We start from the raw sequence: 13509 nt of genomic DNA, 5'->3' as shown, positions 1-13509 counted from the left end.
ATTATTAAAATAGCTCTTCTTCTGTTTTAGTGTCTTCTTCAAATATATCGTTAGGCTGAGATAGCACATACTTTGTAGGTGCAGTACCTTTTTCAAAATATTCAAATCGACTCGTGTAATCATTTTTATGGCTAAGTAAGCCGGTAGCTAAATCAATACGAATAGAAACAAGTCCCTCAGGCGGCTCAATTGGGGCTTCAGGCTTGCCTTCAAGTGCCGCTTTCATAAATTCAACCCATGCTGGCTGCGCGGTTTTAGCGCCAGATTCCGCACCTGATATTTGGCTGCTATCTAGGTTGTTGTTATATGTAGAGCGACCAAGAGCGTTGCCCGGATTATCAAAGCCAACCCAAACTGAGGTCATCACATTACTATTAAAACCGCTAAACCAGGTATCTACTGAGTCATTAGTTGTGCCTGTTTTACCTGAAATATCGCGACGATCTAGCGCTTGTGCTCGCCAACCGGTTCCACTCCAACCTGTTTTATGAGCCCAGCTACCACCCCCCCAAATTGCACTATTCATAGCATCAGCAATTAAAAATGCATTTTGCTTAGAAATAATTCTCGGCGCACATTTTTTCGTTTGCTCCATTTCATCATCACTATTATGCATCGAGAGAGCATTGTGTGTTGGCAAAGGCTCTTCGTCACAGGCAAGAGCAGGGTTTGCTTTAAACAATATATTGCCGTAAGCGTCTTGAATTTCTGAGATAAAGTAAGGTTCAATTAAATGACCGCCATTGGCAAATGTGCTCATGCCTCTTGCAAGTTCAAGCGGGGTAATAGAAGCACTACCAAGTGCTAATGATTCACTACGATTAATGTCAGCGTCTTTAAAACCAAATTTTAGTAAGTGATCAGCTGTACGTTGCAATCCAACACCACGTAGTAAGCGCACCGAAATAACGTTTTTAGACTGTGCTAAAGCACGGCGAATTCGAATAGGACCGTTGTAAACAGCAGGGCTGTTTTTAGGGCGCCATGCTACGCCTTGGCTCTTATCCCATTGGTTTATAGGTGCATCATTTAATATAGACGCAAGCGTGTAACCTTTTTCAAGTGCTGCTGAATATATAAAGGGTTTTATATTAGAACCCACTTGACGCTTAGCTTGTATCGCTCGGTTGTATTGACTTTGCTCAAAGCTGTAACCCCCTACAATAGCTTTTATTCTACCGTCTTGTGGATCGAGGGATACAATAGCGCTTGATGCTTCTGGTATTTGGCTTAATAAGTAGCTGTTATCTTCGTTTTGACGTACCCATATTTGCATACCTGGCGTTAAAATATCAGTAGCTGCTTTTGGAGCAAAGCTTTGGCGGTAGCGAGTAATATACTTACGCGCCCATTTTAAACTATCCCAACTGAGAGTTGTTTGCTCACCGTTTTTAAGTAGTACTGTAGCTGTTTTATTATTAACACTGAGTACTGCTGCAACTTTTAAAGTGCCTAACTCATTTACGCTCTGTAATTTATTGAGTATTTGTTGCTCAGTTAAAGCTGGTTGTGTTTCAGGATTCCATAAAACATCAGTTGGACCTCTAAAACCATGACGCATATCGTAACTGTGTAAGTTATTTACAAGTGCGTTTTGCGCTGCTTTTTGAACCTTTGACTCTACTGAGGTAAAAATTTTAAAACCAGAGTTGTAAGCTTTATCTACCCCATAGCGCGAAACCATTTCAGCGCGCACCATTTCAGAGATATACGGTGCGTATAAGTTTATTTCTGCACCGTGAAAATAAGCTGTAATAGGTTGGCTAGTTGCTTCGTTATATTGCTCTTGTGTTATATAGTCTTCGGTCAGTAAACGGCCTAAAACTACATTTCGGCGCGCTTTTGCACGCGTTGGGTTACGAATTGGGTTTAAAGCTGAAGGTGCTTTAGGTAAACCTGCAATCATCGCCATTTGCGCAAGTGTTAAATCTTTTAGCTCTTTACCGTAATAAACTTGCGCTGCTGCACCAATACCGAAAGCACGATTACCTAATTCTATTTTATTAAGGTAAAGCTCTAAAATTTCGTCTTTTGTTAACACTCCTTCAATATGAAGCGCTATAAATATTTCTTTAACTTTACGGATATACGCTTTTTCGCGTGTTAAAAAGAAATTACGAGCAAGCTGCATAGTAATAGTACTTGCACCTTGTTTTTTCTCGCCAGTAGATATAAGAACAACAGCCGAACGTACTATACCAATAGGGTCTATGCCTATATGATCGTAAAATCGATTATCTTCTGTCGCTAAAAATGCATTAATGAGTGTTTGAGGAATTTCATCAATAGTCACTGGAATACGACGTTTTTCACCAAATTGATTGATTAAAAGCCCATCTTTAGTGAATACTTGCATAGGAGTTTGTAATTGCACGTCTTTTAAAACTTGCACACTGGGGATATCAGGTTTAACGTAGTAATAAAGACTGATCAAAGTAATCAGACCAATTAACACACAAATGATAAAAAATTGTAAAGTTCGTTTTAATAAAATCACTTATATTTCCCTAAATGGACTCCCAATTGCGAGTTTTGACTGCTAGTATATATTGATTAAAAAATGAATAATATTTTTTCATATAAAAATTATAACTTGTTTATTATTAAAACAAAGGCCAAGTTGAAACATGCTAAGTCAACTATTTCAAAAACCGTCCCAAATGATGGTAGGAATTGATATTGGATCACACTCTATTAAGGCTGTGCTTTTACGTGAAATTGAAACTGGATTTCGACTCGAAGCACTTGCAATTGAGCCGATGCCAAAAGGCGCTATGAGTGAGCGCACAATTCAAGATATTGAAGCGATTGGTAACGTAATTACAAAATTAAGAAAAAAATTACCAAAGTCGTTAAAATCTGCAGCAGTGGCTGTTTCTGGCCAAACAGTCATTACAAAAGTGATCTTCATGGATGTATCGTTAACTGATGCTGAACTTGAGTCGCAAATTGAAATTGAAGCCGATAGTTTAATTCCATATCCTCTTGATGAAGTGAGCCTCGACTTTGAGAAGCTTTCGACGAATGAGGCCGATCCTAGTAAAATGAATGTTTTGCTTTCAGCTGCTCGTACTGAGAGTGTAGAAGCGCGAGTTGGCGCTTTAGAAGCTGCAAATTTAGAAGCTAAAATAGTTGATGTAGAAAGCTATGCGTTAAGTCGTGCAATGGATGTGTATTACCAACAATTACCTAGCGACGCATTTAATAAATGTGTGGCTGTGGTTGATATTGGTGCGGTTTTAATGCTCGTGAGCGTTGTTCAAGCAGGGGAAACAATTTATACACGTGACCAAGTTTTTGGTGGCGACCAATATACAAATAGTATTGTTGCTTATTATAATAAAGGATTTGATGAAGCTGAAATTGGTAAAACATCAGGTGATTTACCGCCAAACTACACATTTGAAGTATTAGCCCCTTTTCAAACTTCGTTACTTCAACAAGTGCGACGCGCGGTGCAAATGTTTTTAACAACCAGTGGCAAAGAGCAAATCGACTATATTGTATTAACAGGTGGTACATCGATGATTAAAGGTATTGACCGATTACTCATTGAAGAACTAGGTATTCACTCTGTCGTTGCTGAGCCTTTTGAAAATATGGAAATTTCTCCAAAAGTAGATCGTAATGTAATGCAGCGTCACAAAACGCAGTTTGCAATTGCGACAGGGTTGGCATTAAGGAGCTTTTCAACATGCCACATATAAATCTACTTCCTTGGCGTGAATCGCAGCGCGAAGAATCGAAAAAGAAATTTGTAACTATACTTATTGGCGTCGTTATACTTTGTTTTGCGAGTATGTACTTATTAAGCTCTTTTTATAGTGCATTAAAAGACGGTCAAAACTTAAAGAATAACTATTTAAGTTCAGAAATTAGCATGCTAGATAAAAAAATAAGTGAAATTAGAAGTTTAGATAAAAGAAAAGAAAACTTACAGCAGCGTATGAGACTCATTGAAGAATTGCAAAGCAGCCGTAATTTGGGTACGCAAATAATGGATGAAGTTGCCAAAATAGTACCGGGTGGGGTTTATTTAACAAAACTCGAGCGCAGAGGCAGCCAAATACATGTATTGGGACGCAGTGAATCTAATAACCGTTTATCAACTATGCTGCGCCAAGTACAAAGCTCATATTTACTAGAGAATCCTTCAATGCAAGGTATTGTTGCAGGCGATCAATCTTCGCGTTTACTTAGTGATTTTAATATGGAATTTTATGTAAAACCATTTGATAAAATTGGTGAGGTTAGCGATGAGCCTTGATTTTAAAGCACTGAGTGAAATTGATTGGAATGAAATAGAGCTTGATAACATTGGCGATTGGCCTATTGCAGTTAAAGCAATTTGCTGTACGTTTGTTGCCGGACTTGTATTGTTTTTTAGTTATAGCCTATTAGTTTCTGATGAAATTGATAGTTACCACAGTGCAGTTGCGAAAGAGGTCGAGTTACGCACAACTTATCGCACTAAATACGCAGTCGCGAGTAAGCTTGAGATCTACCGTCAACAAATGATTGAAATGGAAGATAAGTTTTCACAATTATTAAAACGTTTACCTACCTCTAACGAAACCCCTGGTTTACTTGATGATTTGTCGTATGTTGGCACAACAAGTGGTCTGACTTTTTTAAAAATAGGTTGGTTACCAGAAGTCGAGAAAGAATTTTATACTGAATTACCGATTAAAATAGAAGTGATAGGGACCTACCATGAATTTGGTGAGTTTGTGGGTAAAGTAGCTCAGTTACCACGAATTGTAAGCTTACATGACTTTTCTATTTTATCATCGGGCGATAAACAGTTAACATTTAGTGTTGTTGCAAAAACATATCGCTATGAAGAAGGGGTTAAAAAATGAAGCTCCTTCGCGTAGTACCTGTAGTAATGGTGTTTGTTTTGAGTGGTTGTAATGATGATACGTCTGAGCAAAAAGAATTTATTGATCAAGTAAAAGCAAGCACAACACCAAAGGTTGAATCAATTCCTGAGCTGACAAAGTTTGAAATATTTGAGTACAGTGCTGGTCAGCTACGTAGCCCGTTTGTAGCGCCTCAGCCTGAGATAATCCAAAATAAATTAACGCAAGTAAAAAACTGTTTGCACCCAGATCAAGAGCGTCGCCGCGAACCGTTAGAAAAATACCCGCTAGATAACTTAGCAATGAAAGGCACAATTGGTTCTAGTGGACAAATATGGGCATTAATAACAGCAGCTGACGCTACTTTGCATCGTGTAACGGTAGGGAATTACCTTGGTAGTTATGATGGCAAAGTAAAAACAGTAAGTAACGACTATATAGAGTTAGTGGAATTAATCCCTGATGGGTCTGGCTGTTGGAAAGAGCGCTTGACTAAATTAGAAATGTTAGAGGCGGCAACAGATGGCGCAAATTAATAATAAAAAAGGTAAAAATAGCATGCATAAGGATGTACTTTGGCTTCATCGTATTTCACAAACATTACTGGCTGCTGTTGCTTTAGTCACTGTAAATTCAGCCGTTGCAGGGCCGTTACTTTATGATGTTCGTTATAATCCATTACTTAAAGGCGAAACTGAGTTACAGCTTGTTTTTGATGAAGAGTTAACGCTTGAGCCAAAAGTTCAGGTGTTTAATAGCCCAGCCCGAATCGAAATGTTTTTTGATACCGCAGAGTTAGAGGTTGGTTTAAATGATGTTGAAGTTAATCAAGCTGGAATTAGCAGTGTTACTAATGTTTTAACTAACAGTGGTTTAAAGGTAACGGTAAACTTAGATAGATTAAAAATTTATGAAACTGAAGTTCATAACAACTTAGTATCAATACGCGTGTCTGATAATCCTCTTACAGAATCTGAAAATGAAGATGTAGCGATGGACTCAGGTGATGTAAGTGGAAATTACATCAACCGTATCCAATCAATTGATTTTAGACGTGGTGAAAAGGGCGAAGCGAAAGTACTCGTATTTTTACAAGACACTCAAGCTGCAATTGAAGTCCATGAAAGTGGCGGTAAAATTTACGCTGACTTTCATCACACCGATATTTTAGATGACCTACTTTATGAATTAGATGTATTAGATTTTGGTACTGTTGTAAGTAATATCGAGACTTTTAAAGAAGACGGATTAAGTCGTGTCGTTATTGAGCCAAACGCTCAGTTTACATTTACGTACCAGCAAATAGATAATATTTTAACGCTGACGGTAGAAAAAGATGAAACGCAAAACGCCTATTTAGATGGTGGCGTTGAGTATCAAGGTCGCCCTATGACCTTAAATTTTCAAGATATCTCTGTGCGAGCAGCACTACAAATTATTGCGGGCTACAATGACTTTAACTTAGTAACCAGCGATTCAGTAACGGGTAACATAACGCTGCGCTTAGATGGCGTACCGTGGGATCAAGCGCTTGATGTAGTACTGCGTATTAAAGGGCTAGATAAGCGCATGGATGGCTCTATTTTAATGGTAGCACCTGCAGAAGAACTAGCTGCACGTGAAGCTAAAGATTTAAAAGCTAAACAGCAAGTTGAAGACTTAGAGCCTCTGTACAGTGAATACATTCGATTAAACTATGCTAAGGCCGAAGATTTTGCTGATTTATTAAAAACAGATAGAAACAGCATTATAACAGCCCGTGGTAGTGTATCGGTTGATCAGCGTACAAATACCTTATTAGTAAAAGATACGGTAAAGAGTATAGAAAATATCCGCCGCATGATTGAAACACTCGATATTCCAGTACAGCAGGTTGTAATAGAATCTCGTATGGTAACTGTGCGTGATAATGTTACTGAGGACTTAGGCGTACGCTGGGGCTTTAGTGACCAAGGTAGTAGTGTTGGTATTTCAGGCTCACTTGAAGGCGCAGAAGGCATTTATAACGCGACATCAACTTCAAATGCGCCAAGTATTTCAGATCGATTAAATGTAAATTTACCTACATCAAACCCAGCAGCGAGTATTGGCTTACACATAGCAAAACTGGCTAACGGAACGTTAATTGATTTAGAGCTAAGTGCGCTTGAAAAAGAGAACAAAGGTGAGATTATTGCAAGCCCGCGCATTATTGCAGCAAACCAGCAAAAAGCGCGAATAGAGCAAGGTACTGAAATTCCTTACACTGAGTCAGCTTCAAGTGGTGCTACTACCGTAAGCTTTAAAAAAGCGGTACTGAGTTTAGAAGTAACGCCTCATATAACCCCGGATAATAAAGTAATACTAGACTTAGTGATTACTCAAGATACACGTGGTGATACCGTACAAACGGGTACAGGTGAAGCTGTGTCTATTGATACCCAAGAGATCCAAACACAAGTATTAGTTGAGAATGGACAAACCGTAGTACTCGGTGGTATTTTCCAGCAGCAAATCATTAATACTACAAGTAAAGTACCAATTTTAGGTGATATTCCTTATGTAGGAAGACTATTTAAAAGCACAAGTGAGTTTAATGAAAAGCGTGAATTACTTATTTTTGTGACACCAAAAATACAAATTGATTAAAATACAGTGGTTTTATGTTAACCAACGGGTGATTATTTAGATTAATTGCTCGTTATATGGCTTTTTATCCTAATTGACTTGAAATACCCCTGCAATTACTGAGATAATCCCCTCCTTAATTTTGGGGCCAGGTCGTTAGGCGGGGTTTTATTTCAAATTTTAGAGTTTGTTTGTACTAAAAGATATGGCTGAGAAACGTAATATATTTCTAGTTGGCCCCATGGGGGCTGGCAAAAGCACGATTGGTCGTCACATCGCTGACCAATTACACCTTGAATTTGTTGATTCTGATCAAGAAATCGAACGCCGCACAGGTGCAGATATTGCATGGGTATTCGATCTTGAAGGTGAAGAAGGCTTTAGACTTCGAGAAGAGTCTGTTATTGGCGATTTAACCGAGATGCAAGGTATTGTACTTGCTACCGGTGGTGGTTCAGTAATGAGCAAAGAAGTTCGAAACAAGCTTTCGGCTCGAGGTATCGTTGTATACCTAGAGACACCTATAGAGAAGCAAGTTGCACGCACGCAACGCGACAAGCGTCGTCCATTACTGCAAACTGAAGAAGCACCTCGTAACGTACTAGAGCGCTTAGCAGAAGAACGCGAGCCACTATACAAAGAAGTTGCTGATTTTGTTGTACGTACCGATGAGCAAAGCGCTAAAGTTGTTGCTAACCAAATCATCGAGAAATTAGATTTTTAAAAACCAATAATAAAGGAATAGCCAAGCATGCTTAAATTAACTGTTAATTTGGACGAGCGAAGTTATCCTATTTATATTGGGCAATCTGCACTTCAAGATAATGGCCGCCTGGTTCACCACATTGGTGATTGTCGGCCTATCATCATTACTAATGACACAATAGCGCCTTTATATTTGCAAAGGTTACTTGATTCATTAGCTGATCTAAATCCGCTATCTTTTATTATTCCTGACGGTGAGCAATATAAATCACTTGAATGGTTTGAAAAAATATCAGCATTTTTACTACAAAATAACTGTGGCCGAGATACGTGTTTAATTGCGTTAGGTGGCGGTGTTGTAGGTGACCTAACTGGTTTTGTAGCGGCTTGTTATCAGCGCGGCGTACCGTTTATTCAAATACCAACGACAGTGCTTTCACAGGTTGATTCATCGGTAGGTGGAAAAACGGCAGTAAATCATCCGTTAGGTAAAAATATGATAGGGGCATTTTATCAGCCTCAAGCGGTTTTTATTGATACGCAAACATTACACACTCTACCTGCACGAGAGTTTGCAGCAGGTATGGCTGAGGTAATTAAGTATGGTCTGATTTACGATACCGAATTATTTGCCTATTTAGAGCGAAATGTGACTAATTTACAGCAATTAGATGAAGCATGCTTACAGCATATCATTTTTAGATGTTGTGAAATAAAAGCGCTTATAGTTGCTCAAGATGAAAAAGAACACGGCTTACGGGCTTTGTTAAACTTAGGCCATACATTTGCCCATGCAATTGAGGCACAGATGGGTTATGGCGTTTGGTTACACGGCGAAGCTGTTGCAACAGGAATGGTATTAGCAGCTAAACTTGCCAAGACACGCCAAGATTTAAGCGCAGATGAAGTTGATCGAATTATTAAGCTGCTTGAGCTATATAATTTACCAACAGAAATTCCAAAGCAAATGACTAGCGAGCAGTTTTTAACGCATATGCGTAAAGACAAAAAGAATAAAAAAGGCACTATCCGCTTTATTCTACCTACCCAATTTGGCCAGTGTGCATTAGTTGATAATGTATCTGATGATCAAGTTAGAGACTTAATCGAGCAGTAAATGCAGTCACAAATTTTACCAAGCCGTGCGGCTTTGGTGGATAGAATCGCACTGCAATTTGAGTACGGGCAAAATTTAATTGTTTTACTTGGCACTTCTGGGCTAGGTAAAAGTTACATGCTCGAAACCTTCATTACAGATAAATACAACGACTTTAATAAAGCCTTCGTGCAAGTAAGTGCGCAAATGACTGATGCTCAGCTAATGAGTGAGTTATTAGAGCAAAGCTTTAACTCTCCCCTGATTGATCATAACTTAAGTTTACCTGAAAACTATTACCAATTACTGCAGCAGCAACCATGCGGGCCATGTTTATGGGTACTTGATGGCGGTAGGCAATTATCTGATGAGATGTTAATTGAGCTTGAGTTACTTTCTAAAAACAGCCCAAATACGCTATATATTATAATAGCTTCACAGTCCAAACTGGCTTTAAATAACGCTGTTGAAATTTATCTGGAGCCGCTAACGCTTCGAGAAAGCAAGATGTTATTGCAGTGGTACTTTACAGACTTACCCTATGATGAAGACCCTGTATTTAGTACTTTTTTAGCTGAGGCTCATGGTAATCCAAGCTTATTGCTTGCTTGGCAACCTAGTGAGCACATAGCCGATATTATTGTTAAAGACAAAGTGTCTTGGCGATTACACTTATTGATTTTGATGTTGCTGATTATGCTTTTAATTATTGGTCTGCTTTATAAGTCGGATATGACGCAGTGGTGGCAACAGTATTATCAGCAAGAAGAAACACAAGTAGTAAATACAGCAATATCTATAGAGCAAGTAAGTGAGCCGGCTATAAAGAAAAATGACTCAATAATTAACTTAAATGAACTTGAAGTAGTTGAGCCAGATATTAAGCCAGAGCGTGTACACATTAATGATGTGCCTGCCATAATGCAAAGCCTTACCGAACCTGGCAACACAGTTAACGTATTAGACAATGATGTTGATGATAGTACTAATAATAAAAGCAGTGTATCAAGTGACGTTAAATCTGAAGCTCTAAAAGTAAATACAGCAGAGCAAACCCAGATCAGCCAAGATAATATATGGTACATGCAGCAAATAGATACAAATAGTGTTATTCAATTATTAGCCGTAACTCAGCAGGAAGTTAGCGATAATTTTATTGCTCAATTCAATCTACAGCAGCAAACTCATACTTACCAAACAAAGCGAAATAATAAAATATGGTGGGTTGTTACATTTGGCAGTTTTGAAAGTATAAACGAAGCAAAATCAGCAATGGATACTTTATCTGCTGAGGTTAGAAAAAATAAACCTTTCTATAAAAAAATTAGTAAAATAAAGCAAGAAATAGCACTCGTTGATCAGTAAAACACACTGCTTTAGTGTAAAATCGCGCAACACCAGATTGAAGTAAAGAGCCAATGCAGCAAAAGAGTAGAGCCTTCCTTAAATGGGCCGGCGGAAAATACAGCCTAGTTGAAAATATTAATGCGCGATTAAACCAAGCTAGCAAGCATGCAGATACGTTGGTTGAACCTTTTGTTGGTGCAGGTTCTGTGTTTTTAAATAGTGACTTTAAACACTATATTCTTAACGATATAAATGCAGACTTAATTAACTTATACAAAGAGCTTAAAAGCTCTCCAGATGAGCTGATTAGTGATGCTAAAAAACTATTTGTTGATCTGAACAATCATGCAGATGCTTATTACGAATATCGTGTGCAGTTTAATCAAAGTCGTGATGTATATGAACGTTCAATATTGTTTTTATACATGAACCGTCATGGTTACAATGGACTCTGTAGGTATAATTTAAAAGGCATTTTTAACGTGCCTTTTGGTAAGTATAAAAAGCCTTACTTTCCTGAAAAAGAAATGTATTTTTTTGCTGAAAAAGCACAAAAAGCGACCTTCACCTGTTTAGACTACGATGACGTTTTTAAGTTAGTACCTAACAATGCTGTTATTTATTGCGACCCACCTTATGTACCATTAAGTAAAACGGCTTCGTTTACTTCTTACGCTAAGGGCGGGTTTAATTTAGATGATCAGGCTAATCTGGCTAATCTGGCTGAGAAGGCGGCGTTTGAAAAAAACACGCCAGTGCTTATATCTAATCACGATACTGTATGGACTAGAAAAATTTATAGCCAAGCATCACTCGATCAAATACAAGTAAAGCGCACTATTAGCCCCAAAGGTGGCTCTCGTAATAAAGTAGACGAGTTAATGGCTATGTATTTAGCACCCAAGCAACCACTGCATAAATTGCGATAACAAAAGCAATAAATAGTGTAATCGCAATTAAAATAATAGACGTAGGAGAGTGTTGTTTAAAATCAGCTTGGCGTTTATTTTCAGACTGAACACCAAAAAATGCTGCTAGTACACTTTGCAACGCACTAAAAAATTGCAGCATTATTTAAAATAAGGGTTTTAAAGAAGGGGGGTTTTTAGAATCATCAGAACTAGTAAGTAGTTCTAGCAAATCGAGGTAATGAAACTGAGCACTACGGCTATCGCCAGTTAACCACGAAAACCACGATGACTCTTCTTCAATTTTAATACACGTAGATAATGTGCTGTTAGCACTTACAGTTTGTGTATTATGGCAATTATTAACCGAGCTTAATTCTTGCTCAGAGCTTGAACCAAAGCTAAACGCCCCGATAAGCAGTAATGCCGACGCAATTAATATCCCAGTTTTAAATGCACGCATGGTAAAATCCAATAATTTGTTACTTTTTTAATCATAGCAAATATTGATTAAATATCAAACTTAAAGTTACCTGAAATAGGGGCTATTACGCCATATTACTTGGGTAACATCTTCAATTAAGTTACATTAACGCATTATACTATTTATTGATGGAGTTAATCATGTTTAACCCAGAGCAAAAATATTTAATTGCCCCTTCTATTTTGTCTGCTGACTTTGCAAAGCTAGGCGAAGATGTTGATAAAGTACTCGCTGCGGGTGCAGATGTGGTTCATTTTGATGTAATGGATAATCACTATGTACCTAACCTTACAATTGGCCCAATGGTGTGTAAAGCACTAAGAGATTACGGCATTACAGCACCTATCGACGTACATTTAATGGTTAAGCCTGTTGATAGCCTTATTCCACTGTTTGCAGAGGCAGGGGCATCAATTATTACTTTTCATCCAGAAGCTAGCGAGCACGTTGATCGTACAATACAGCTGATTAAAGATCACGGCTGTAAAGCAGGCTTAGTGTTTAACCCTGCAACAAGTCTAAGTTATTTAGATCATGTTATTGATAAGCTCGATACCATCTTACTTATGTCGGTAAACCCAGGTTTTGGCGGGCAAAGTTTTATCCCTCATACGCTTGAAAAATTACGCCAAACAAAACAGCGTATTATTGAATCAGGTCGAGATATTCGCTTAGAGGTTGATGGGGGTATTAAAGTCGATAACATTGCAGCAGCGGCTCAAGCGGGTGCAGATATGTTTGTTGCAGGTTCTGCTATTTTTAACCAACCAGATTATAAAGTGGTGATTGATCAAATGCGTGAACAGCTTGGAAGTGTAAAATAATGAAGTACGATATCGCCTTATTTGATTTAGATGGTACCTTGGTTGATAGCGTTTACGATTTATATATAGCAATAAACCTCACATTAACTGACCTAGCATTCCCGATAGTAAGTCAACGCTTGGTTGAAAGCTGGGTAGGTAATGGTGTTGAAGTGCTAGTTAAACGTGCCTTGAGTGGCGATATGCAAGTGAGTGAACATTTAGATGAATCACTCAGCAGCAAAGCTATTACGCAGTTTTATAAACATTATGAGCAACATGTGGGTGAATATAGTGTGTTGTACCAACATGTAGAAACTGGGCTTGCAGCACTTCGCGGTATGCCCAAAGCATTAATCACTAATAAGTCTCGTGTGTTTACAGAGAAGTTGCTTGATAAACTAGCACTAGCGAGCCATTTTGATGTGATTATATGTGGTGACGACATGGCAAAAAAACCATCTCCAGAGCCTTTACTATTCGCCTGTAAAACGCTAAATGTTGAACCTAATAAAGCAATAATGATAGGTGATTCTAAAAGCGATATACTTGCAGCTAAAGCCGCTAACATAGACGTAATTGCACTTAATTACGGCTATAACCAAGGTGAAAACCTTGCAGATTATAATCCGCAGTACCTATGCGATAACTTCTTAGATATAATACCTGTTCTAACGCAGCGTTAAATATTATTAAT

The 13509-nt window shown here is 38.2% G+C and carries 14 protein-coding genes; 11 read left to right on the top strand and 3 right to left on the bottom strand.

Going from position 1 to position 13509, the window contains the following annotated elements; genetic code table 11:
* Window positions 1–4: 4 nt before the first annotated feature.
* Window positions 5–2497: a penicillin-binding protein 1A gene (locus I6F66_RS06275; RefSeq protein WP_197119283.1), complete on the bottom strand. Its 2493-nt coding sequence runs from the start codon at window positions 2495–2497 to the stop codon at window positions 5–7.
* A gap of 130 nt (window positions 2498–2627) precedes the next feature.
* On the opposite strand from I6F66_RS06275, the gene I6F66_RS06270 reads away from it, so the two are divergent.
* The 9 genes from I6F66_RS06270 to I6F66_RS06230 all read left to right on the top strand — a co-directional run bounded on the left by I6F66_RS06270 (window position 2628) and on the right by I6F66_RS06230 (window position 11546).
* The gene (locus tag I6F66_RS06270; RefSeq protein WP_024589891.1) at window positions 2628–3707 is read left to right on the top strand and encodes a pilus assembly protein PilM; all 1080 of its coding nucleotides are present in this window, start codon (window positions 2628–2630) and stop codon (window positions 3705–3707) included.
* Entirely contained in the window at window positions 3695–4267 is a 573-nt protein-coding gene (locus I6F66_RS06265; protein ID WP_007586268.1) for a PilN domain-containing protein, read from the top strand. Before I6F66_RS06270 ends, I6F66_RS06265 begins: the two co-directional genes overlap by 13 nt.
* The gene (locus tag I6F66_RS06260; protein WP_007586270.1) at window positions 4257–4862 is read left to right on the top strand and encodes a type 4a pilus biogenesis protein PilO; all 606 of its coding nucleotides are present in this window, start codon (window positions 4257–4259) and stop codon (window positions 4860–4862) included. Before I6F66_RS06265 ends, I6F66_RS06260 begins: the two co-directional genes overlap by 11 nt.
* Window positions 4859–5398 carry a pilus assembly protein PilP gene (locus I6F66_RS06255; RefSeq protein WP_007586272.1) on the top strand — a complete coding sequence of 180 codons (540 nt, stop codon included), beginning with the start codon at window positions 4859–4861 and terminating at the stop codon, window positions 5396–5398. The genes I6F66_RS06260 and I6F66_RS06255 overlap by 4 nt, the downstream gene beginning before the upstream one ends.
* Window positions 5385–7490 carry a type IV pilus secretin PilQ gene (locus tag I6F66_RS06250; protein WP_165740601.1) on the top strand — a complete coding sequence of 702 codons (2106 nt, stop codon included), beginning with the start codon at window positions 5385–5387 and terminating at the stop codon, window positions 7488–7490. The genes I6F66_RS06255 and I6F66_RS06250 overlap by 14 nt, the downstream gene beginning before the upstream one ends.
* A 184-nt stretch (window positions 7491–7674) precedes the next feature.
* Window positions 7675–8193, top strand: coding sequence for a shikimate kinase AroK (gene aroK / locus I6F66_RS06245; RefSeq protein WP_004589350.1), 519 nt, complete (start codon window positions 7675–7677; stop codon window positions 8191–8193).
* A gap of 27 nt (window positions 8194–8220) precedes the next feature.
* Window positions 8221–9291, top strand: a complete 1071-nt coding sequence (gene aroB / locus I6F66_RS06240; protein ID WP_010553793.1) for a 3-dehydroquinate synthase — start codon at window positions 8221–8223, stop codon at window positions 9289–9291.
* Entirely contained in the window at window positions 9292–10635 is a 1344-nt protein-coding gene (locus I6F66_RS06235; RefSeq protein WP_169061033.1) for an AAA family ATPase, read from the top strand.
* A 53-nt stretch (window positions 10636–10688) separates the two neighbouring features.
* Window positions 10689–11546: a Dam family site-specific DNA-(adenine-N6)-methyltransferase gene (locus tag I6F66_RS06230; protein ID WP_197181230.1), complete on the top strand. Its 858-nt coding sequence runs from the start codon at window positions 10689–10691 to the stop codon at window positions 11544–11546.
* Here the strand turns inward: I6F66_RS06230 and I6F66_RS06225 are convergent.
* A complete protein-coding gene (locus I6F66_RS06225) occupies window positions 11503–11688 on the bottom strand; it encodes a DUF2970 domain-containing protein (protein WP_197175818.1) in 186 nt (61 codons plus the stop codon). The two genes, I6F66_RS06230 and I6F66_RS06225, sit on opposite strands and share 44 nt — an antisense overlap.
* Window positions 11689–11691: 3 nt before the next feature.
* Window positions 11692–11988 carry a hypothetical protein gene (locus tag I6F66_RS06220; protein ID WP_197175817.1) on the bottom strand — a complete coding sequence of 99 codons (297 nt, stop codon included), beginning with the start codon at window positions 11986–11988 and terminating at the stop codon, window positions 11692–11694.
* Window positions 11989–12149: 161 nt separating this feature from the next.
* Here I6F66_RS06220 and rpe point away from each other — a divergent pair, with 161 nt between their 5' ends.
* Together rpe and I6F66_RS06210 are read left to right on the top strand one after the other, a co-directional pair.
* A complete protein-coding gene (gene rpe, locus I6F66_RS06215; RefSeq protein ID WP_197175816.1) occupies window positions 12150–12833 on the top strand; it encodes a ribulose-phosphate 3-epimerase in 684 nt (227 codons plus the stop codon).
* Window positions 12833–13498, top strand: a complete 666-nt coding sequence (locus I6F66_RS06210) for a phosphoglycolate phosphatase (RefSeq protein WP_197175815.1) — start codon at window positions 12833–12835, stop codon at window positions 13496–13498. Before rpe ends, I6F66_RS06210 begins: the two co-directional genes overlap by 1 nt.
* Window positions 13499–13509 lie beyond the last annotated feature (11 nt).

Origin of the sequence: Pseudoalteromonas sp. NZS100_1 (assembly GCF_015864285.1) — a bacterium.
Lineage (GTDB): Bacteria > Pseudomonadota > Gammaproteobacteria > Enterobacterales > Alteromonadaceae > Pseudoalteromonas > Pseudoalteromonas arctica.
The sequence above is the reverse complement of the archived record's forward strand: the minus strand, read 5'-3'. Positions and strand labels throughout refer to the sequence as shown.